General features: G+C 68.0%; 8 protein-coding genes. All 8 read right to left on the bottom strand.

What is annotated here, in order from left to right; all coding sequences use genetic code 11:
- Nucleotides 1-90: 90 nt before the first annotated feature.
- Complete coding sequence (egtD, locus tag GVN21_RS20735; RefSeq protein WP_166573439.1) at nucleotides 91-1044, bottom strand: L-histidine N(alpha)-methyltransferase; 954 nt, start codon at nucleotides 1042-1044, stop codon at nucleotides 91-93.
- Nucleotides 1041-2294, bottom strand: coding sequence for an ergothioneine biosynthesis protein EgtB (egtB, locus tag GVN21_RS20730; RefSeq protein WP_166573438.1), 1254 nt, complete (start codon nucleotides 2292-2294; stop codon nucleotides 1041-1043). Before egtB ends, egtD begins: the two co-directional genes overlap by 4 nt.
- Before the next feature lie 96 nt (nucleotides 2295-2390).
- A complete protein-coding gene (paoC, locus tag GVN21_RS04050) occupies nucleotides 2391-4583 on the bottom strand; it encodes an aldehyde oxidoreductase molybdenum-binding subunit PaoC (RefSeq protein ID WP_166573437.1) in 2193 nt (730 codons plus the stop codon).
- A gap of 3 nt (nucleotides 4584-4586) precedes the next feature.
- Nucleotides 4587-5537, bottom strand: a complete 951-nt coding sequence (locus GVN21_RS04045) for a xanthine dehydrogenase family protein subunit M (RefSeq protein WP_166573436.1) — start codon at nucleotides 5535-5537, stop codon at nucleotides 4587-4589.
- Entirely contained in the window at nucleotides 5534-6178 is a 645-nt protein-coding gene (gene paoA / locus GVN21_RS04040; RefSeq protein ID WP_166573435.1) for an aldehyde dehydrogenase iron-sulfur subunit PaoA, read from the bottom strand. The genes GVN21_RS04045 and paoA overlap by 4 nt, the downstream gene beginning before the upstream one ends.
- Before the next feature lie 209 nt (nucleotides 6179-6387).
- Nucleotides 6388-15870 (bottom strand): hypothetical protein, encoded by a 9483-nt coding sequence (locus GVN21_RS21125; RefSeq protein WP_166573434.1) that lies wholly within the window; start codon nucleotides 15868-15870, stop codon nucleotides 6388-6390.
- A gap of 160 nt (nucleotides 15871-16030) precedes the next feature.
- Nucleotides 16031-19099, bottom strand: coding sequence for an FG-GAP-like repeat-containing protein (locus GVN21_RS21120; RefSeq protein ID WP_166573433.1), 3069 nt, complete (start codon nucleotides 19097-19099; stop codon nucleotides 16031-16033).
- Between the two features lie 158 nt (nucleotides 19100-19257).
- Nucleotides 19258-22080, bottom strand: a complete 2823-nt coding sequence (locus GVN21_RS04025; RefSeq protein ID WP_166573432.1) for an FG-GAP-like repeat-containing protein — start codon at nucleotides 22078-22080, stop codon at nucleotides 19258-19260.
- Between the last annotated feature and the right edge of the window lie 3 nt (nucleotides 22081-22083).

Raw genomic sequence — 22083 nt, 5'->3', positions numbered from 1 at the left:
TCGCCTAACGCAGCCCGCCCCGAAAGGTGGCGAACCTAGTCACAGTCCGCCGCCAATGGAACCCTATGCCGCGATTCTGGCGTCCACGGCTCAGTCCGCCGTCAGCAGGCTGAGCGAGAAGGCCCCGTCCGCCGGTGTCCACATCTGGGCGATCCGCCAGCCGCCGGCGGCCGCCAGGGTTTCCAGGCGTGGCCGGTCGAACTTGTAGCTGCTCTCGGTATGGATGCTTTCGCCGGGCTCGAAGACGAAGCGGCGGCCGGCCAGCTGGACCGTCTGGTCGCGGGTGGAAACCAGACGCATCTCGATCCGCGCCTGGTGGGCGTTCCACACCGCCCGGTGCTCGAAGCTGTCGAGGTCGAAGTCGGCGCCCAGCTCGCGGTTGGCCCGGACCAGCAGGTTCTTGTTGAAGCGCGCGGTTACGCCGGCGGCGTCGTCATAGGCTGCCTCGAGCGTGGCGCGATCCTTGATCAGGTCGGCGCCGAGCAGCAATTGCGCCCCCTCGCCCAGGTGCCGACGCATGGCGCCGAGCAGCCGCCCGGCCTCCTCCGGCGGGAAGTTGCCGACCGTCGAGCCGGGGAAGAAGCCCAGGCGCGGCCGGCGCCCGGCCATCACCTCGCCCTCCAGATGGGTGAAGTCACCGGCCACGCCGCGCACTGCCAGGTCCGGATAGGCACGCTTGACCTCCGCTGCTGTGGCCCGCGCCGCGCCGGGGTCGATCTCGACGCAGAGGTAGCCGGCCGGCTCCTGCAGCTGGCTCAAAAGGGCGATGGCCTTGGCCGCTGAGCCAGAGCCATATTCCACCACCGTGCGGCCAGGGCCGATGGCGGCGGCGATCTCGGCCCCCTTGGCGTCGAGCAGGGCCCGCTCGGTGCGGGTCGGATAGTATTCCGGCAACCGGGTGATGTCGTCGAACAGCGCCGAGCCGGCGGCGTCGTAGAACCATTTGGGCGGGGTGGCCTTCGGGCTCCGCGACAGGCCGGCGACCATGTCCTCGGCGAACAGGGCCTGTTCTAGGTCCGGATACAGGGGGGTGATCTGGTTCATGCGCAATCCCTGGCTAGGCGCAGCCCGGAGAACATCCAGCGCTGGTGGGGTTCGAAGAAGTTGCGGTAGCTGGCCCGCAGATGGGCGCCGGGCGTGACGCAGCAGCCGCCGCGCATCACCTGGCGTCCCGACATGAACTTGCCGTTGTACTCGCCCACCGCCCCGGCCGCCGGAGCGAAACCGCGATAGGGCGAGTAGGCGCTGGCCGTCCATTCCCAGACGTCGCCGAACAGCTGGTCGCCGGCTGAGGGGGCGGTGCGCAGGATGTCGCGTTCGAGGACGTTGCCGGCCACCGGCCGCGTGGCGGCGATGGACTCCCACTCGCCCTCGCTGGGGAGCCGCGCCCCGGCCCACCGAGCGTAGGCGTCGGCTTCGTAGTAGCTGACGTGGCAGACCGGTGCGTCGGGATCGACGACTTCACGGCCGGCGAGAGTGCGGCGTGTCCAGACGCCGTCCGCCTCTTCCCAATAGGCGGGCGCGCGCCAGCCCTCGGCGCGGGCCCGATCCCAGCCGTCGGACAGCCAGTGGGCCGGTTGATCGTAGCCGCCATCGGCCATGAAGGCCTGCCACTCACCGCAGGTCACCAGACGGTCGGCCAGGGCGAAGGGCTCCAGCCAGACCCGCTGGCGCGGCCGTTCGCAGTCGAAGGCGAACCCGCCCTGCCCCGCGCCAATCTCGACCAGGCCGCCATCGCTGGAAATCCAGCCGGTCGGCCCGGCCGCCGGCCCCTCGGCCGAGGCCAGGTCGGTACGATAGGCCGGCGCGCCCGGATGCAGGGCGAACAGGGACAGAATGTCCATCAGCAGCAGTTCCTGGTGCTGCTCCTCATGGTTCAGACCAAGCTCGATCAATGGCGCCAGGTCGTTGATCAGCGCCGAGCCGCCCTGGGCGAACATCCGCTCCAGCGCCTCATCGACCCGCGCCCGCCAGTCGAGGATCTCAACCGCCGAGGGCCGCGTGGTCAGACCTCGTTCAGGCCGCGCCTGGCGCTCGCCGACCGCCTCGTAGTAACTGTTGAACAGGTACCGCGCGCCCTCGGGCGCCGGCGGCGAATAGCCGGCCGGGCCGAGGATGAATTCGTCGAAGAACCAGGTGGTGTGGGCCAGATGCCATTTGGTCGGGCTGGCGTCGGGCATGGCCTGGGGCTGCATGTCCTCCGGGCTCAGGGGCGCCGCCAGGGCGCGCGTCCGTTCGCGGACCCTGGCCAGGCTCCGAGCTAGGGTTTCGCGGTCGTCGGTATCAAAAGCCATCCCGCCTCTCCCAACGCACAGGTCGGCGAGTCGCTCCGCCCCAGGCCCGTAGGAGAACATATAGAGACCAAACGGCGTTCCGCCAGGGGTCAAGGATCAGGCGACCGCCGGCATGTCCTTCAGAAGCTTGTCGAGGGTGATCGGATAGTCGCGAATCCGCACGCCGGTGGCGTTGTAGACGGCATTGGCCACCGCCGCCCCGACACCGCAGATGCCGAGCTCGCCCACGCCCTTCGCCTTCATCGGCGACGAGGTCGGATCGACCTCGTCGAGGAAGACCACCTCCTGATGCGGAATGTCGGCATGGACCGGCACTTCGTAGCCCGCCAGGTCGTGGTTGGCGAAGAAGCCGCGGCGCTTGTCGACAACCAGGTCCTCCATCAGCGCCGCCCCCGTGCCCATGACCATGGCGCCGATCACCTGGCTGCGGGCGGACTTGGGATTGAGGATGCGACCGGCGGCGCAGACCGCCAGCATGCGGCGCACGCGAACCTCAGCCGTCCAGGCGTCGACGGCGACCTCGACGAAATGGCCGCCGAAGGTCGACTGCTGGTATTTCTTGGCCAGGTCGCCGAATTCGATGAAGTCCTCGACGACGAGGTCGCCGTCCTTAGCGGCGTCGCGCAGGGCATGGCTGGCGTTGCCGACCTTGACCCGACCATCGGCAAATTCGGCGGCTTCCGGATCCAGGCCCAGCTTCTGGGCCACGACGCCGCGCAGCTTCATCCCGGCGGCATAGACACCCGCCGTCGAGCTGTTGGCGCCCCACTGGCCGCCCGACCCGGCCGAGACCGGAAACTGGGAGTCGCCCAGCCGCACGATCACCGACTTCATCGGCACGCCCATCACCTCCGCCGCCGTCTGGGCGATGATGGTGTAGCTGCCGGTGCCGATGTCGGTCATGTCGGTCTCGACGACCAGCATCCCGTCCGGTTGCAGCCGCATGCGGGCGCCCGACTTCATGGTCAGGTTGTTGCGGAAGGCCGCCGCCACGCCCATGCCGACCAGCCAGCGGCCCTCGCGCCGGGCGCCGGGCTTGCCGCGCTTGCTCCAGCCGAACCGGTCCGCCCCCTGGCGCAGGCATTCGACCAGCTGGCGTTGGGAGAAGGGCCGTTCCGGCTTGTGCGGGTCGACCTGGGTGTCGTTGCGGATGCGGAACTCGACAGGATCGAGGCCCAGCTTTTCGGCCATCTCATCGATCGCCACCTCCAGGGCCATCAGCCCCGGCGCCTCGCCCGGCGCCCGCATGGCGTTGCCTTCCGGCAGGTCCAGCACGGCCAGGCGCGTGGCGGTCATCCGGTTCTCGCCGGCGTAAAGCAGCTTGGTCTGTTCGGCCGCCGTCTCCGGCCCGCCGCCGGGCAGGTCGCCGGACCAGGTCTCGTGGCCGATGGCGGTGATCCTGCCGTCCTTGCCGGCGCCGATGCGGATGCGCTGGATGGTGGCCGGCCGGTGGGTGGTGTTGTTGAACATCATCGGCCGACTGAGGGCCACCTTGACCGCCCGGCCCGCCGCCTTGGCGCCCAGCGCCGCCATCAGGGCGTCCGCCCGCACGAACAGCTTGCCGCCGAACCCGCCGCCGATGAAGGGCGAGACGATCCGCACCTTCACCTTCGGAATGCCAAGCGTGGCGGCGACATCGCCGCGGCCCCAGTCGATCATCTGGTTGGAGGTCCACAGGGTCAGGGCGTCATCCTGCCAGACAGCGACGCTGGCATGCGGCTCCATCATCGCATGGGCCTGATCGGGCGTCGTGTATTCGGCGTCCACCTTGACCTCGGCGGCGGCAAAGGCCTTCTCGAAGTCGCCGGCGCGGGCGTCGGGCGGGTCCTTCACCGGCTCGGCCGAGCCCTTGGCGGCCTTCAGGTCGAAGGCGCCCTTGGCTTCGGCATAGTCGACGCGGATCAGGCCGGCGGCGGCGCGCGCCTGTTCGAAAGTCTCCGCCACCACCACAGCGACGGCCTGGTGGTAGTGCTCCACCTCCGGCCCGGCCAGCAGCCTGGCGGTGTTCATCTTGCCCTTGCCAAGCTTGCCGGCGTTCTGGTGGGTGACCACGGCCAACACGCCGGGGGCGGCGCGCGCCTTGGACGTATCGATGGCCTTGATCCGGCCCTTGGCGATGGTCGTGCCCAGCACGTAGCCGTAGGCGGCGTCCGGCGCCATGTCGTGCCGCTCGTAGGCATAGCGGGCCTGGCCGCTGGTCTTGAGCGGGCCATCGATGCGGTCCAACGGCTTGCCGACGTGGGTCAGCTTGTCGATGGGATTGTCGCCTGCGGGGGTCTCGAACTTCATGGCTCAGGCCCTCGTTTCCGCCAGCACCCCGGCCAGGGTGCGTTCCGCCAGGGTGACCTTGAAGGCGTTTTCTTCCGTCGGCCTAGCGCCTTCGAAGGCGGCCTGCGCCGCTGCCTTGGCCCCGCGCGGCAGGGCCGCGTCGGCCGCCTCGACCCGCCAGGGCTTGTGCGCCACGCCGCCAAACGCGACCCGCCCCTGCCCATCCTCCTGGACGATCGCCGCCACCGAGACCAGGGCGAAGGCGTAGGAGGCCCGGTCTCGGACCTTGCGATAGACCTGGGTCCCGCCGACCGGCTTGGGCAGGGTCACGGCGGTGATCAGCTCGCCGGCCTCCAGGCTGGTCTCGATATGCGGGGTGTTGCCGGGCAGGCGGTGGAAGTCGGCGATGGGGATGGCGCGCGTCTGGCCATCCGCGCGAACCGTCTCGACCGTGGCGTCGAGCACCCGCATGGCCACCGCCATGTCGCTGGGGTGGGTGGCGATGCAGGCTTCGCTGGACCCGACCACGGCCAGCTGGCGGCTGACCCCGCCGATGGCCGAGCAGCCGCTGCCGGGCTTGCGCTTATTGCAGGGCTGGGCGGTATCGTAGAAGTAGGGGCAGCGGGTGCGCTGCAACAGGTTGCCCGCAGTGGTCGCCTTGTTGCGCAGCTGGCCCGAGGCCCCGGCCAGCAGGGCCCGCGACAGCACCGCGTAGTCCTTTCGCACCGTCTTGTCGGCCGCCAGGTCGGTGTTGCGAACGAGGGCGCCGATGCGCAAGCCGCCGTCTGACGTGCGCTCGATCTTGTCCAGCGCCAGCCCGTTGACGTCGATCAGATGCTCCGGCGTCTCGATTTCCAGCTTCATCAGGTCGAGCAGATTGGTGCCGCCGGCGATGAACCTGGCGTTCGGCCGCTTGGCCAGGGCGGCGGCCGCGGCGGACGGCGAGGTCGCCTTCTCGTAGGAAAACGCCCTCATGCGCGACCTCCCGAGACGTCGGTGATCGCATCGACAATGTTGGAGTAGGCCCCGCAGCGGCAAATGTTGCCGCTCATCCGCTCGCGCAGCTCCTCGGCCGTAACCTTGGGCCTGGCGTTGAGGTCGTCGCTGACGTGGCTGGGGATTCCCGCCTTGATCTCCTCCAGCACCGACACGGCCGAGCAGATCTGGCCCGGGGTGCAATAGCCGCACTGGTAGCCGTCATGCTTGACGAACGCCGCCTGCATGGGGTGCAGGTCGCCAGGCTTGCCCAGCCCCTCGATGGTGGTGATCTCTTCGCCCTGGTGCATCACAGCCAGGGTTAGGCAGCTGTTGATGCGCCGTCCCTCGACGATCACCGTACAGGTGCCGCACTGGCCGTGATCGCAGCCCTTCTTGGCGCCGGTCAGCTGCAGATGTTCGCGCAGGGCGTCCAGCAGGGTGGTGCGGTTGTCGAGCGTGAGGGTCCGGTCCTGGCCGTTGACCTTCAGCGACACCTCCGCGCCCGGCGGACCTGGCGTCGAACCGGCGGGCGCCAGAGCGTCGGCGGCCTGCGCCGCTGTGCCGCCCGCCGCCACCGAGGCGGCGCTGGCGATGAGGAGATCGCGGCGTGACATATCGGCCTCGACAAGACGGTCCATGCATAGGCTCCGGAGATGGCGGCTTCGGCCTCCGCCGAACACCCAACGCCGGGCGAGCCTAAAGGGTTCGGCGGACGCGAAAATCCGCCGGCCTCCGAATGCCGTTTTGAGCCAGGCTTAACAATCATCAGACGCGGTGGTCGGACAACGGCCACAGCCTGAGGCAACCAACAGCCTGCCCGGCGAAGCATCGCCGGGCAGGCTGGGGTCTAGAGCAGGAAGTCGCCGGCGTTCAGGGCCACCGAGCCGTTCACCAGCACCTCGAAGTCCGCCACGCCATCGCCGTTCACGTCGCCGAACACGTGGGTGTCGACGCCATCGAAGCTGTAGCGGAGCTGCCCGGCGACGTTCGTGAACGCCCCGTTTCCGATGAAGCTGAACGCCTGGTCCCCGCCCGCGCCGGTATTGGCGTCGATCAGGCGCAGGTCGATGAAGTCGGCGCTGTCGAAGTCGGTGATGACATCGCGCAGCCCGGCGCCCACGCCGGAGTCGCCCAGGGCGTTGAGGGTGAAGTAGTCCGCCCCCGCCCCGCCGGTCTGGGTGTCTGCCCCGGCCCCGCCGTAGAGGTAGTCCGTGGCCGCCTCGCCCAGCAGGAAGTCGTCGCCGGCCTCGCCGTAGAGTTTGTCGACCCCATCACCGCCGTAGAGGGTGTCGACGCCCATCCCGGCGCGGATGTCGTCCCCGCCGCCCATGCCGTAGAAGGTGTCGGACCCCGTGCCGCCGGTCAGGATGTTCGCCAGGGCGTTGCCCGTGCCGGTGAACACCCCCGATCCGGTGTAGGCCAAGCCCTCGAGGTGGTCGCCGAGGGTGTAGCTGGACATGGCCGTACGCACCCGGTCGGACGTCCCGCTGGTCAGGGTTTCGATGATCACGTCGGCCAGGTCATCGACGATGTAGGTGTCGTTTCCGACCCCGCCGTCCATGATGTCGACGCCGGCGCCGCCATCCAGGGTGTCGGCCCCGATGCCGCCGATCAGATTGTCGATGCCGCCGCCGCCATTCAGGATGTCGTCGCCGATCCCGCCGTCGAGGGTGTCTGCCCCGTCACCGCCGGTCAGGGTGTTGAGCAGGTCGTTGCCCGTACCGTTGAAGGCGCCCGATCCGATGAAGGCCAGGCGCTCGACATTGGCGCCCAGTGTGAAGGTGCTGAGCGTGGTCCGGATGGTGTCCGTGCCGGCGTTCAGCCCCTCGTTCACCACATCGCCGATGTCGTCCACCACATAGATGTCGTCCTGGGCCCCGCCGCTCATGATGTCGGCGCCGAGCCCACCGTCGAGGATGTCGTTGCCGGCATCACCGATCAGGGTGTCGATGCCCTCGCCGCCGTTGAGCGTGTCGGCGCCGACCAGGCCGTTCAGGGTGTCGTCACCCGCGCCGCCGGTCAGGATGTTGCCCAGGGCGTTGCCGTTGCCGGTGAAGGCTCCGGAGCCGATGAAGGTCAGGTTCTCCACCACCGCGGCCAGGGTGTAGCTGGCCAGGCTCGTGCGGACCGTGTCGATCCCGGAGCTGTCGGCGATGGTGTCGCCGGCGTCATCGATCACATAGGTGTCGTTGCCGACCCCGCCGTTCAGGGTATCGGCGCCCTGGCCGCCATCGAGCGTGTCGTTTCCGTCCAGACCGGACAGGGTGTCGTTGCCGGCGCCCCCGACCAGGACGTTGGCGAGGGTGTTGCCGGTCCCCGTGAAGGCGCCGGACCCGATGAAGGTCAGGTTTTCGAGGGCTGCCGACAGGGTGAAGCTGCCGATGGTGGCGAACACCTGGTCGAGGCCGACGCCGGTGTCCGAGATCACATCGCCGACGTTGTCCACATAGTAGGTGTCGTTGCCAAGCCCGCCCTGCAGCGAGTCCGCGCCGCCGCCGCCGTCGAGGATGTTGTCCAGCGCGTTGCCGAGGATGGTGTTGGCCTGGGCGTTGCCCGTGCCGACCGCGGCGGTCCCGAGCAGGACCAGGCGCTCGATCTCGGCTGAGAGGGTGTAGTCGACGTAGGCGTTGACGGTATCGAGCGCCCCTTGCCCGGCCAGTTCCGTCACCGTGTCGCCGACGTTATCGACGATGTAGGTGTCGTTGCCGAGGCCACCGGACATCTGGTCAGCGCCGAGGCCGCCATTGATGGTGTTGATGCCGCTGTTGCCGATAATGACGTTGTTCAGGGCGTTGCCGGTCAGGAACACATTGCCCCCGCCCGTCCCTGTCAGGTTCTCGACGAAGTCACCCAGAGTCCAATCGACGCTGGTCTCGATCGTGTCTGTCCCAACGCCGTCGACCTCGAAGACCGTATCGCCGAGCTGGCCCACCACATAGGTGTCGTCGCCGAGGCCACCGGCCATGGCGTCGAAGCCGATCCCGCCGTCGAGGCGATCATTGCCATCGCCGCCCAGCAGGGTGTTGTTCAGCCCGTTGCCGTTCCCGACGAAGTTGCCGAAGCCGTTGAACGCCAGGATTTCGATGCCCGAACCGAGGGTGTAGCTGGCCAGGCTGGTGATGACCGTGTCGGCGCCGCCGGTGTCCTCGACCACATCGCCGACATTGTCGACGTGATAGGTGTCGTCGCCCAGCCCGCCCCGCATCAGGTCCGCCCCGCCGCGGCCGTCGAGGATGTTGTTGGCGGCGTTGCCGGTCAGGGTGTTGTTCAGGGCGTTGCCGCCCGCGAACGCCGCCGTGCCGGTGAGGGTCAGTCGTTCGACGTTGTCGCCCAGGTCATGGCTGACAGAACTGATCACCAGGTCGTCGCCCTGGCTGGCCAGTTCGGTGACAGCATCCCCGGCGTTGTCGACATGGTAGGTATCGTTGCCCAGGCCCCCGGCCATCTGGTCGGCCCCAAGGCCGCCGTTGATGATGTCATTGCCGTTGGCGCCGAAGACCTGGTTGTCGAGGACGTTGCCGTTCAGGATCAGGTTGGAGGAGCCGACCGCCCTGAGGATCTCGACCTCGGCGGACAGGGTGAAGTCGACGCTGGTCTCGATCGTGTCGGTCCCCGCGCCGGACACCTCGACGATCGAGTCGCCGGTCTGGGCCACGACATAGGTATCGTCGCCCAGCCCCCCGGCCATGATGTCGTTGCCGGCCTGGCCGTCGAGGCGGTCATTGCCGTCACCGCCCAGCAGGGTGTTGGCCGCGCCATTGCCCGTGCCGGTGAAGTTGCCGAAGCCGTTGAACGCCAGGATCTCGAACGCGGCGAACCCCATGACGTAGGTGTTGAGGCTGGTGATCACCGTATCGACGCCGCCGGTGTCGTCGAGCACGTCGCTCAGGCTGTCGACATGATAGGTGTCGTCGCCCAGCCCGCCGCGCATCACGTCGGCGCCCTCGAAGCCGTTGAGGATGTTGGCGCCGTCCGTGCCGATCAGGGTGTTGTTGAGGGCGTTGCCGCCCGCATACTCCGCCCGGCCGGTCAGCGTCAGGCGTTCCAGGTTGGCGCCGAGCGTGTAGCTGATCGTGCTGATGACCAGGTCATCGCCTTCGTTGGCGGCCTCGATCACCTGATCATCGATATCGTCGACATGGTAGGTGTCGTTCTGCGCGCCGGCCTCCATGACGTCGGCCCCGCCGCCGCCATTCAGGGTGTCGTTGCCGAGACCGCCGACCAGACGGTCCGAATTGGCCGTCCCGGTCAGGGTGTCGCCGCCCAGCAGACCGTGGAAATCGACCGCCAACGGGTCGCCGGTGGGCGAGAAGACGTCCGCGCCGCCCGTGGCGGTGACCGCCGTGACCGTCACATGGCCGATGCTGGAGCCGAAGTCGCCCTGGACCGTGTAGTCGAAGGACCCGCCGCCCGGGCCAGCGACAATGACCAGTTGGCCATCGACCAGCTGAACCGTCAGGCCGACGGCGTTCGACACGCCGGTGACTTCACCGTTGCTGCTGTCCTCCGGGGCGAAGGTGTCGTTGAGAACCAGCAGCGAGGCATTGATGGATGAGGCCTGGCCGACCGTGGTCTGCAGCAGATCATCGTTGGCCTCAGGCGAAAGCCCGCTCACCTCCCCGAAGCTGAAGACGCCATCCGAGAACTCGAAGAACTCGACACCGACCACTGTGTCGATGCCGTCAGGCGAACCGTCACGCAGGTCCGTGACCTCAAGCTCGCCGCTCTTGGTATAGAAGAAATCGTAGTCCGCGCGGGCGCCGCTGAACACCACGGTGTCGGTATCATCGCCGCCGCTGATGTAGTCCGAACCACCGCCGCCCACGATCCGGTCGTCGCCCGCGCCGCCGTAGATGGTGTCGCTTCCGCTGAGCAGCGGGTCGTTTTCGGCCGCGGCGTTGTCTGCCTCGAAGGCGATCTCGCCGCTGTAGCCGATGCCGGTGATGCCGAAGATACCGTCGCCGACCAGCAGGTCGGCGCCATCACCGCCATCCAGGGTGTCATCTCCGGAAGCGCCGGCCAGGGTGTTGGCCGCCTCGTCGCCGGTCAGGGTGTCGTTGCCGTTGCGACCGGACAGGTTCTCGAAACCACTGGCGGTGACAGAGCCCGCGCCGACCGACTGGGCCGAGCCCTGCAGGGCCAGCGAGAAGGTCACGTCGGTCGGGGTCTCGGTCAGAAGCGAGAATAGCAGGGTGTCGGTGTCGAGGCCGCCGTCCACCGTGTGGTTGCCCGAGCCGACCTCGATCAGGTCGTCGCCTTCGCCGGCCACGATCGTGTCATTGCCGTCCTGGCCCCACAGCCAGTTGGCCTGGGCATCGCCCGTCAGGCTGTCGTTCAGATTGGTGCCTGAGGCATGCTCGATGCTGATCAGGGTGTCCATGCCGTGGCCGGTGTCCTGGGCGACGCCCTGGAGCCCGAGGTCGACGGTCACGCCGACCTGCACGTCGGTCGGCTGCAGCGAGAACGCCACCCGGTCGAAGCCCTCGCCCCCGTCGATGGTGTCGTCGCCCTCGCCGCCGTGGACATAGTCGTTGCCGAAACCGCCATCGACCAGGTCATTGCCGTCGCCGCCGCGGACGAAGTCATCGTCTCCCCCGCCGTTGACGATGTCGTCTCCGCCTTGGCCGAGCACGGTGTCGCTGCCGTCGTCTCCGTCCAGGCTGTCGGCGTTGACGCCGCCGCGGAGGGTATCGTTGTACTCGGAGCCGACCACGCGCTCGATCGAGCTGAGGGTGTCGCTGGCCGGCCCCTGGGCCGTGCCGGTCCCATTGCCCAGCAGGACGGTGACGCCGCTGTCGGAACCCGCGTAGGTGGCGGTATCGAAGCCGTCGCCGCCTTCGAGGATGTTGGTCCCGGAGCCGCCGTCCAGCAGGTCATCGCCGCCGCCGCCGACCAGCCGGTCGTCGCCCTCGCCGCCGACGAGATGATCGTTGCCGATGTAGGCCGGGTTGCTGAAGAAGGTCGCCAGGTTCTCGATCACGGTGATCGGACCCGAGCCGCCCTGGTTCGACACCATCCGGATATCGCCGTCGCCCAGCAGCAGGTCGTTGCCGCCGCCGCCGACCAGGCTGTCCTCGCCCTGCGCCCCGGCCAGGGTGTTGGCCACCCCGTCGCCGGTCAGGGCGTCGTTCCCGACCGTGCCGGTCAGGTTCTCGATCCCGCTGAGGGTCATCATGCCGGAGCCGGTGTCCTGCGCCGCGCCCTGCAGCTGCAGGGAGAGGACCACGTTGAGCGGCGGGTTGATGTTGTCGGCCAGGCGGACGGTGTCGATGCCGTCGCCGCCGGTCAGGATGTTCGTCCCGATGCCGGCTTCCAGAAGGTCGTCGCCGCCCCGGCCATCCAGGGTGTCGTTGCCGCCCGTCCCCCAGAGCCAGTTGGCGCCGTCGTTCCCATAGAAGGTGTCGGAGAAGGTGGTGCCGGACACGTGCTCGATGGAGATGAAAGTATCCATCCCATGCCCGGTATCCTGGGCCGTGGTGATCGCGAGGTCGACCGTCGCGCCGATCTGGATGTCGGTGGGCAGGGACAGGAACATGCTGGCGCGGTCGAAGCCCTCGCCGCCGTCCATCACGTCGTTGCCTTCGCCCCCCGAGAAGAAGTCATTGTCGAGGCCGCCGTAGGCGATGTCGTTGCCGTCGCGGCCGCGAAGGAAGTCCTCGCCGGCGCCGCCGTCGAGGGTATCGTCGCCGCCTTCACCGATCAGCAGGTCGTTGCCGCCGAGGCCGGTCAGGACGTTGTTGTTGTGGTCGCCGTCCAGGGTGTCGGAGATCTGCGAGCCGATGACGTTCTCGACGCCGGTAATGATGTCGGAGCCGCCGTCACCCTGGCTGCGGTTCACGTTCTCCGGCCGCAGCAGGTAGACGCCCACCCCGATGCCGTTGGCGACCGAGATGTCTTCGTAGGAGACGGTGTCGATCCCGTCGCCGCCACGGATGGTGTCGTTGCCAAGACCACCCAGCAGAAGGTCGTCCCCGCCGCCGCCTTCCAGGATGTCGCTGCCCGCGCCGCCGCGCAGGATGTCGTTGCCCGAGACCGCGCCGAGTTCCGGATCGGACGCCAGGTCCGCCGTGAAGGTGATCGGGCCCGAGCCTCCCTGGTCGCTGGTCATCCAGACGATGCCGTCGCCGTAGAGGGTGTCATTGCCCTCGCCGCCGACCAGTTCGTCGTTACCCTCGGCCCCGGCCAGGACGTTGTTTCCGGTGTCGCCGGTCAGCACGTCGTTGAAGGTCGAGCCCGACAGGTTCTCGATGCCGTTCAGGGTCACCGTGCCGCCGGAGGTCGCCTGGGCGACGCCCTGCAGCAGCAGGGAGGCGACCACGCCGCTGGTGAAGTCGTTGTTGTTGAAGAAGCTGGCGGTATCGACGCCGTTGCCGCCATTCAGCACGTTGGCGCCGGCCGAGCCGGTCTCCAGCAGGTCATTGCCGTCGGCGCCGTTCAGGGTGTCGCCGCCGCCGATGCCCCATAGCCAGTTGTCGCCGCTGTTGCCGCTCAGGGTGTCGCCGAAGCTGGTGCCCGAGACGTGCTCGACGCTGATGAAGGTGTCCAGCCCATGGCCGGTGTCCTGCTGGCCGACGATGCTCAGATCGACGGTCGCGCCGGTCTGGGGGTCGGTCGGGATAAGGAACATGCTGGCCCGGTCGATGCCGTCGCCGCCATCAAAGGTGTCGTTGCCCTCGCCGCCGGACAGGAAGTCGTTGTCGGCGCCGCCCTGCATGACGTCATTGCCGTCACGGCCGCGCAGGAAGTCTTCGCCCGAGCCGCCGATCAGGGTGTCGTCGCCGCCCTCGCCGATCAGCAGGTCGTTGCCGCCCAGGCCGGTCAGGACGTTGTTGTTGTGGTCGCCGTCCAGGGTGTCGGACAGTTGTGAGCCGATGACGTTCTCGACGCCGATGATGAGGTCCGCGCCGCCATCGCCCTGGCTGCGGGCCACATTCTCCGGCCGCAGCAGATAGACGCCGACCCCGATGCCGTTCACCACCGAGATGTCCTCGTAGGAGACGGTGTCGATCCCGGCGCCGCCGTTGATCGTATCGTTGCCCAGGCCGCCGAGCAGCAGGTCGTCGCCGCCGGAGCCGATCAGGGTGTCGATGCCCGCCCCGCCGCGCAGGATGTCATTGCCGCTGTTGCTGGGGTTGTTGAAGAAGGTGGCGACGTCCTCGATCTGGGTGATCGGGCCTGAGCCGCCCTGGCTGCTGGTCATCCGGATGGCGCCGTCGCCGAGCAGGATGTCGTCGCCCTCGCCCCCGTCCAGGGTGTCAGCGCCGCTGTTGCCGGCCAAGACGTTGCCCCCGGCGTCGCCCGTCAGGACGTCATTGAAGGCCGAACCCGACAGGTTTTCGATGCCGGTCAGGGTGACCGTGCCGCCGGAGGTCGCCTGGGCCACGCCCTGCAGCAGCAGGGAGGCCACCACGCCGCTGGTGAAGTCGTTGTTGTTGAAGAAGTTGGCGGTGTCGATGCCGTCGCCGCCGTTGAGGACGTTGGCGCCAGCCGAGCCGGTCTCCAGATTGTCGTTGCCGTCCCCACCGTTCAGGGTGTCGCCCCCACCGACGCCCCACAGCCAGTTGTCGCCACTGTTGCCGGTCAGGGTGTCGCCGAAGTTGGTGCCCGAGACGTGCTCGACGCTGATGAAGGTGTCCAGGCCGTGGCCGGTGTCCTGCTGGCCGACGATGTTCAGATCGACGGTCGCGCCGGTCTGGGGATCGGTCGCGATCAGGAACAGGCTGGCGCGGTCGAAGCCATCGCCGCCATCGAAGGTGTCATTGCCTTCGCCGCCCTGCAGGAAGTCGTTGTCGGCGCCGCCCTGCATAAGGTCGTCGCCGTCCCGGCCGCGCAGGAAGTCCTCGCCGGCGCCGCCGACCAGGGTGTCGTTGCCGCCGTGGCCGACCAGGGCGTCGTTGCCGCCGAGGCCGGTCAGCACGTTGTCGCCGCCGTCCCCTTCCAGGGTGTCGGAGACCTGCGAGCCGATGACGTTCTCGACCCCGGTGATGATGTCGAAACCACCGTCGCCCTGGCTGCGGTTCTGGTTCTCCGCCCGCCAGAGGTAGACGCCCGTGCCGATGCCGTTCGCCACCGAGATGTCCTCATAGGACACGGTGTCGATCCCGGCGCCGCCGCGGATGGTGTCGTTGCCGATGCCGCCCAGCAGCAGGTCGTCGCCCGCGCCGCCCTCGAGGATGTCGCTGCCCTCACCACCGTACAGGGTGTCGTTGCCGGGAACCGCGCCGATGCCCAACGCGTCGAGGTCGACCGTCGTGGTAATCGGGCCGGAGCCGCCGGTCGTTGAATACATCCAGACGATGCCGTCGCCGTAGAGGGTGTCGTTGCCCTGGCCGCCCGACAGGATGTCGGCGCCCTCGGCGCCCGACAGGACGTTGTCGCCCGCATCGCCGGTCAGGGTGTCGTTGAAGGTCGAGCCGGAGAGGTTTTCGAACCCGGTGGCGAAGACGCCGCCGCCGACCGCCTGGTTGGTCCCCTGCAGCAGCAGGGAGAAGACCACGCCGCTGGTGAAGTCGTTGTTGTTGAAGAACGACAGGGTATCGGTCCCGCCGTCGCCGCCGACCAGCTGGGCGCCCGCCGAACCGATCTCGATCAGGTCATCCCCGCCGCCGCCATTGATGGTGTCGCCACCGCCCTGGCCCCACAGCCAGTTGGCGCCGGCGTCGCCGGTCAGGGTGTCGGCCAGGGTGGTGCCCGAGACGTGCTCGATGTTCACCAGGGTGTCCATGCCGTGGCCGGTGTCCTGGGCCACGCCCTGGATGTTCAGATCCACGGTCGCGCCGACCTGGGCGTCGGTCGGCAGGCTGAGGAAGAAGTTGGCGCGGTCGAAGCCATCGCCGCCATCCATCAGGTCGTTGCCTTCGCCGCCCTGCAGGAAGTCGTTGCCGATCCCGCCGTAGAGGTTGTCGTTGTCATTGCGGCCGCGGAGGATGTCGTCTCCGTCCTCGCCGTAGAGCGTATCGTCGCCGTTCTGGCCGATCAGCACATCCTGGCCGCCGCGGCCCCAGATGACGTTGGCCTGGTTGTCGCCGACGAGCTGGTCGTTGAAGTTCGAGCCGATCAGGTTCTCAATGCTGATCAGGGTGTCGGTTTCGTCGCCCGACAGGCTCTGGACACTGAAGACGTTCCCCACCACGCCTTCGTCGCTGTCGATGAAGGTGGCGGTGTCCGTGCCGTTGCCGCCGTTGAGGGTGTCATTGCCGGTGCCGCCGTTCAGCGTATCGTTGCCCTCGCCCCCCTCCAGGACGTCGTTGCCGCCCAGGCCGGTGATGGTGTCGTCATCCACGGTGCCGGGCAGGGTGTTCGGATCGTTGTCGCCGACGATATTGGCCATGTTGGTAGTCCCCCCAAAATAGTTCAGCCTACGCCGCTAACGCATTTCAAAGTTCTCCGAAAGTGAAAAAACATGGGTCAATTTCTGCGGGAAAAACTCGCGCAACCCTCACGCTGCAAGGCGTTGGACCAACTTCTCCCGCGAGGCGAACCGACGAGTTCTACAGCAGCCAGCGCCCGCTCTCGCCGGTGACGTTTCCGTTTATCTTCAACAGGTAGTCGGCCTTTGCGTCGCCGTCGGTATCGAGCGACAGGGTGGTGACCCCGCCGGCGAACTTCAGGGTCATCTGCCCCACCGAGCCGTCGAAGGCCGACGCCAGGCTGAAGGCCCCGTCCTGGCTGCCGGAGTCGATGGCCGACAGGTCGATGATGTCGATCCCGATCGCGTAGTCGCTGATGCTGTCCATCTCGACCGTCCGCCCCGCCGGCTCCCGGCTGGAATAGATCGATGCCGCCTCGACCACGAAGCTGTCGGCCCCGCCGCCGCCGGTCAGGATATCGTTGCCCGTGCCGCCGATGAGCCGGTCGTCGCCCAGCCCGCCGTTGATGATGTCGTTGAGGGCCGCCCCATCGAGGGTGTTGGCGCCGCTGTTGCCGGTGATCTGGTTGGCCAGGCCGTTGCCCGTCCCGTCCAGGTCGCCGTTTCCCTCAAGGATGAGCCGTTCCAGATTGGATCCCAGGGTCCAGCTGACCGTCGCGCGGACGATGTCGGTCCCTTCGTTGATGTACTCGGTGATGGTGTCGCCGAGGCTGTCGACGAAGAAGGTGTCGTCACCCTCACCGCCCATCATGCTGTCGTTTCCGATCCCGCCGTTGAGGATGTCGTTGCCCTCGTCCCCCCACAGGCTGTCGTTGTCGGCCCCGCCGTTCAGCTGGTCATTGCCAAAGCCGCCAGTCAGGGTGTCGTCGCCCGCATCGCCGTCGAGGATGTCGATGCCGCCTTCGCCGTAGAGCCCGTCGACGCCATTGCCGCCCTGCAGGCGGTCATTGTCGTCCCCACCCCAGATGTAGTCGTCGCCCTCGCCGCCCAGCAGCTGGTCGGCGCCGGCCTGGCCGTAGAGGAAGTCGGCGCCGTCCATGCCGCGGACGATGTCGGCGCCGCCGCCGGCGAAGAGGTTGTTGGCGCCGCTGTTGCCGTCGATCTGGTTGGCCAGTTCGTTGCCGATGCCGTTGATGTCGGCCGTGCCGATCAGCTGCAGGTTTTCCTGGAAGGCGCCCAGGCTGAACTGGACGCTGATGCGGATCCGGTCGGAGCCGCCGCCGGCAAGTTCGGTGACCACGTCGCCCGCATCATCGACGACATAGATGTCGTCGCCCGCTCCGCCGGCCAGGGCGTCGGCCCCGAGGCCCCCGTCGAGGAAGTCGGAGCCCAGGCCGCCAACCAGGTCGTCCGCGCCCAGGCCGCCGAACAGCCGGTCGTTTCCGGCGCCGCCGTCCAGCAGGTTGGCCCCGTCGTTGCCTGTGATGATATTGGCCAGGCCGTTGCCCACGCCGTCCAGGTCGGCCGCGCCGGTCAGGGTGAGGTGCTCGACGAAGTCGGCCAGGGTCCAGGTCAGCGAGGCGATGACCGTGTCCGTCCCCTCGCCGTCGGCCTCCTCGGTCGTGTCACCAGCGTCATCGACATAGAAGGTGTCGGACCCCAGGCCGCCGGTCAGGCGGTCGGCGCCCAGGCCCCCGTCGAGGATGTCGTCCCCGCCGCCGCCGCTAAGCCGGTCGTCGAGATCCGCGCCGGTCAGGCTGTCCACCCCGGCCCCGCCCGTTTCCACGATCGGCGCTTCGAAGCGGCCGTAGACCACATAGGCGCGGCCCAAGGCGCTGGTGGCGCCGACGAAGATGTCGTCGATGCCGTCGCCGTTGATGTCGCCGACCGCCATGCCGCCTCGGCCGGTGGACCATGAGCCGGTCATGGCGAAGCCGTTGACGCCGTTGAGGCTGGAGACGTTAAGGACGCCCGAGGAGAAGCTCTCCGAACCGTAGATCACATAGACCGCGCCGCCGTAGGTCGGCCCGAAGTTCGGGGCGGCGACGAGGATATCGGCCAAGCCGTCGCCGTTGATGTCGCCTGCCGAGGCGAGCTGCTCGCCCAGCCGGTGACCGTCGGCCGCGGCCCCGATGGCGAAACCGTTCGAGCCGTCCAGGGTGGCGAGGTTTACCCCCCCGGCAAAGCCGTCGGCCCGCCCGAAGACGACATAGGCCGCCCCCCCGTTGTTGCCGCCGGCCTCGCCGTAGGCGGCGCGGAGCACGAAGTCGTCGATGCCGTCCCCGTTGACGTCGCCCAGCGAGGCCACGCTGGAGCCGAGGGCGTCGCCGCCCGACACGCCCTGGATGCGGAAGCCCTGCGCCGCGTTCAGGGTCCCCAGGTCCAGGTCGCCCCCCAGGCCGCCCTCGCTGCCGTAGACCACGTAGACGAAGCCGGCATAGCCGCTGGTCGTCCCCGCCTTGGCGCCGATGAACAGGTCGTCCACCCCGTCGCCGTTGATGTCGCCGGCCGAGGACACGGCGATGCCGCTGTACTCGTAGTTGGTCGCGCCGTTGATCCGCACGCCCTGGGCGGCGGTCAGGCTGCCGACATCCAGCGACGTACCGAACGCCTGGCCTCCGTAGACGATGAAGGTCGCGCCGTTGAAGCTGACGAAGTCGGTTGAGGTCTGCTCCACCCCGACCGCGAAGTCGCCCACGCCATCGCCGTTGACGTCGCCAACGCCGGCGACGTTCATGAAACCGCGGCTGGGGAGCGGAATATTGATCTCGAAGCCCTGCTCCGCGGTCAGGGCGCCGATGTACTGCGTGCCCTCGAAATCCTCCTGGCCGTACAGGACGAATGCCGAGCCCCAGGTCTGGCCATTGAGCTCGAGGTAGGGCTGGGTGACGAGGAGGTCGTCGCGGCCATCGCCGTTGATGTCGCCCAGTGAGGTGATGTCCGTGCCAAGGCGGGCCATCGACCAGAATCCGTCGAACCGGGCCACGCCGTCGCCGATCGTCGGGGTGGCCGGGGCGGTGTAGCTCGCCGGCAGGCCACTGCGGCCATAGACGATGTAGACCGAACCGGAACTGGAGCCGACATAGTTGGAGCCGGGCGAGCCGAGGATCATGTCCATCAGCCCGTCGCCGTTGAAGTCGGCCAGGGCGACCAGGCCAAAGGCGCCGGCGTTGTCCGGAGAGTTGAGCCGGACCCCGTCCGTCCCGTTCAGGGTGTTGAGATTGTAGACTGCCGGGAACGCATCAGCCATCGAACGGTGCTCCTCACTCGGGACCGTCGATCACCCAATTTGGTGAGGGTCCCCCCGGATGGCGTCCTGCCGCAACCCGAAGGCGATGTCCTCATTTTAGTGACTTTTTGGAGTGAGCGTTTCTCAAACCACCGTTCTCCCAAAGAGCGGCGACACGGTCAGAGCAGCCAGCGGCCGCTTTCGCCGGTCACGTCACCGTTGATCTTCAGCAGGTAGTCGGCCTTGGAATCGCCATCGACATCCAGCGACAGGGTCGTCACCCCGCCAGCGAACTTCAGGGTCATCCGGCCCGCCACGCCGTCGAAGTTCGACACCAGGTTGAAGGCGCCGTCCGCGTCGCCCGACACGATGGCCGAAAGGTCGATGATGTCCACACCGATCTGGTAGTCGGCGATGGTGTCGACCTCCACAACCCGCCCCTGGGGCGCCAGGCTGGAATAGACCGACTCCTGCCGCACCACGAAGGTGTCCATCCCGCCTCCGCCGGTCAGGATATCGTTGCCCGTCCCGCCGATGAGCTGGTCGGCGCCCAGGCCGCCGTTGATGTTATCGTTGCCGGCCGCCCCATCGAGGGTGTTGGCGCCGCCATTGCCGGTGATCTGGTTGGCCAGCGCGTTGCCCGTGCCGACGAAGTCGCCCGTCCCCTCCAGGACCAGCCGCTCGAGCTGGGCGCCCAGCGTCCAGCTGAGACCGGCCCGAACCGTATCGATCCCCTCGCCGCTGTTCTCAAGGACGGTGTCGCCGAGGGTAACGATGTAGATATCGTCCTCCGTCCCGCCGGCCATCTGGTCGGCTCCATCGCCGCCGTTCAGGACGTCGTTGCCAGAATTGCCCACCAGGTCATCAGCCCCCGCCCCGCCGTTGATCTGGTCGTTGCCGCCATTGCCACGGAGGATGTCGTCCCCATCGCCCCCGTCGATAAGGTCCAGGCCCAGCCCGCCGAGAATGTCATCGGCGCCCGCGCCGCCCTCGATGCGGTCATTGCCGTCCGATCCGTTGATGGCGTCGATGCCGTCCCCGCCGAGGATCAGGTCGTCACCTTCTTCTCCGAAGAGGAAATCATTGCCCGCGCCGGCCTTGAGGATGTCGTTCCCACCGCCGCCTCTGATGAAGTTGGAGCCGCCGTTGCCGTCGATCTGGTTGGCCAGCCCGTTGCCCGTGCCGTTGTTGTCGCCCGACCCGGTGAGCTGCAGGTTCTCCACGTTGGCGCCCAGGATGAAGTCGACGCTGCTGCGCACCCGGTCCTGGCCCTGGTTCAGGCCCTCGGTCACCTGATCGGCGAAGTCATCCACCACATAGGTGTCGTCCCCCAGGCCCCCGGCCATCTGGTCCGCGCCGGTCCCGCCATCCAGCAGGTCGCCTCCGGCGCCGCCCAGAATATCGTCCGCGCCCTCGTCGCCGAAGAGCCGGTCGGCGCCGTCTCCGCCGTCGATGATATCGTCACCGCCCGCGCCGCTGAGAGTGTCCGAACTTCCCAGGCCATTGACGGTGTCGCCCAGCGTCCCGCCCTCGAAGACGTCGGCGTCCGCCGTGCCGGCGAAGTTCTTGAAGCTGGCTTCGCCGTAGATGATGTAGACCGACGCGATACGGGATGCGTTGTTGCCGGTCCGGGGGGCGACGACCATGAGGTCGTCAAAGCCGTCACCGTTCGCATCGCCGATGAAGCGGGGCGCAAGGCCGAACAGGTCGCCTTCCTCCGCGCCGTCGATCCGGAAACCGTTGCTGCCATCGAGAGTCGACAGATCGATGGTGGCGGCAAAACCTTCCGCACGGCCGAACAGGACATAGGCCGTTCCGGACTGCGCCCCGTTGAAGGCGGCGCCTCGGGCGCTGACGATCAGGTCCTGGTATCCATCCCCGTTGAAGTCGCCGCCGCCCGAAAGGCCGAGGCCCAGTGCGGTGTTCGGGGCGCTGCCGACGATCCGGAACCCGTTGGCGCCGTTCAGCTCGGAGGGACGAAGGTCCGTGTCCACCCCCGAGGTCGCGCCAAACACCACATAGACCTCGCCGCTGGAGTTGGGCGTGAAGGCGCTGGCGACCAGGTCGTCCAGACCGTCTCCGTTGATGTCGGCGAAGGCGACCCCCATCCCGACGCCGCCGCCGACAACCTCGCCGGCAATCCGGATACCCTCGCCTGGCGGCAAGGCCGCCAGGTCCGTCGACTCGAAGCCATCCTCGTCGCCCAGTAGCAGGTAGACCTCTCCGGCGCCGGCCGGCAGAGTGTTGCCGTCGTCGGATTGCAGCGTTCCGACCGCGATATCGGGCCTTCCGTCGCCGTTGAAGTCCCCGACCGCGACGTCAAAGAGAGGCTCATTGGCGTAGGTGATCGCGAACCCTTCGGCGGGGTCCAGCGCGTCCAGGTCCAGGTCAGCGCCATCCCCCTGGCGCCCATAGACGACGTAGATGATGTCGTCTTCGTCCCGGACCAGGATCATGTCGGCCAGGCCGTCGCCGTTGAGATCATCGATAATGTTGGCCTGCCGAATGGGCCGCGAAGAGCTCATGGCGAACCCGTCTTCGGGACCCATGTCGTTCGCGTCGACCACCGCGTCGAACGGCTCGGTCTTGCCGAAAAGGACGTAGACGTTGGTGTAGACCCCGCTGAACCGGCCATCGCCATCGCTGATGATCAGGTCATCGATGCCATCTCCGTTGACGTCACCGGCGTTTGTCCCGGTGTAGCCCACGCCGTTGGCGATCATCGCGCTGTCGCCGGCTGTGAAGCGGAAGCCGTTGGAGCCGTTCAGGGTCGCCAGGTCGATGCCGACCGGCAGGCCCGCCGCCGTGCCGAAGACGATGTAGGCCGCGACCTCCCCGAGGGCGTCGATCTTCGTTGAAAACAGATAGTCCTCGAAGCCATCGCCGTTCACGTCGCCGACGCTGTTTCCGAAGGTCAGCTGGTCGGCGGGGGCGGCCCCGGTGATCTCCACCCCGTCCGTCGGGGTGAGCGTCGAGAGGTCGAGGACGGCGGAGACGGGCATGGG

Source organism: Caulobacter sp. SLTY, from assembly GCF_009905535.1.
Lineage (GTDB): Bacteria > Pseudomonadota > Alphaproteobacteria > Caulobacterales > Caulobacteraceae > Caulobacter.
Note: the sequence above shows the minus strand (reverse complement) of the source record. Positions and strands in the feature narration are given on the sequence as shown.

Bases quoted from the DNA above. Each gene is read 5' to 3' on its own strand.
- egtD (WP_166573439.1), bottom strand. From the start codon at position 1,044: ATGAACCAGATCACCCCCCTGTATCCGGACCTAGAACAGGCCCTGTTC.
- egtB (WP_166573438.1), bottom strand. From the start codon at position 2,294: ATGGCTTTTGATACCGACGACCGCGAAACCCTAGCTCGGAGCCTGGCC.
- paoC (WP_166573437.1), bottom strand. From the start codon at position 4,583: ATGAAGTTCGAGACCCCCGCAGGCGACAATCCCATCGACAAGCTGACC.
- GVN21_RS04045 (WP_166573436.1), bottom strand. From the start codon at position 5,537: ATGAGGGCGTTTTCCTACGAGAAGGCGACCTCGCCGTCCGCCGCGGCC.
- paoA (WP_166573435.1), bottom strand. From the start codon at position 6,178: ATGGACCGTCTTGTCGAGGCCGATATGTCACGCCGCGATCTCCTCATC.
- GVN21_RS21125 (WP_166573434.1), bottom strand. From the start codon at position 15,870: ATGGCCAATATCGTCGGCGACAACGATCCGAACACCCTGCCCGGCACC.
- GVN21_RS21120 (WP_166573433.1), bottom strand. From the start codon at position 19,099: ATGGCTGATGCGTTCCCGGCAGTCTACAATCTCAACACCCTGAACGGG.
- GVN21_RS04025 (WP_166573432.1), bottom strand. From the start codon at position 22,080: ATGCCCGTCTCCGCCGTCCTCGACCTCTCGACGCTCACCCCGACGGAC.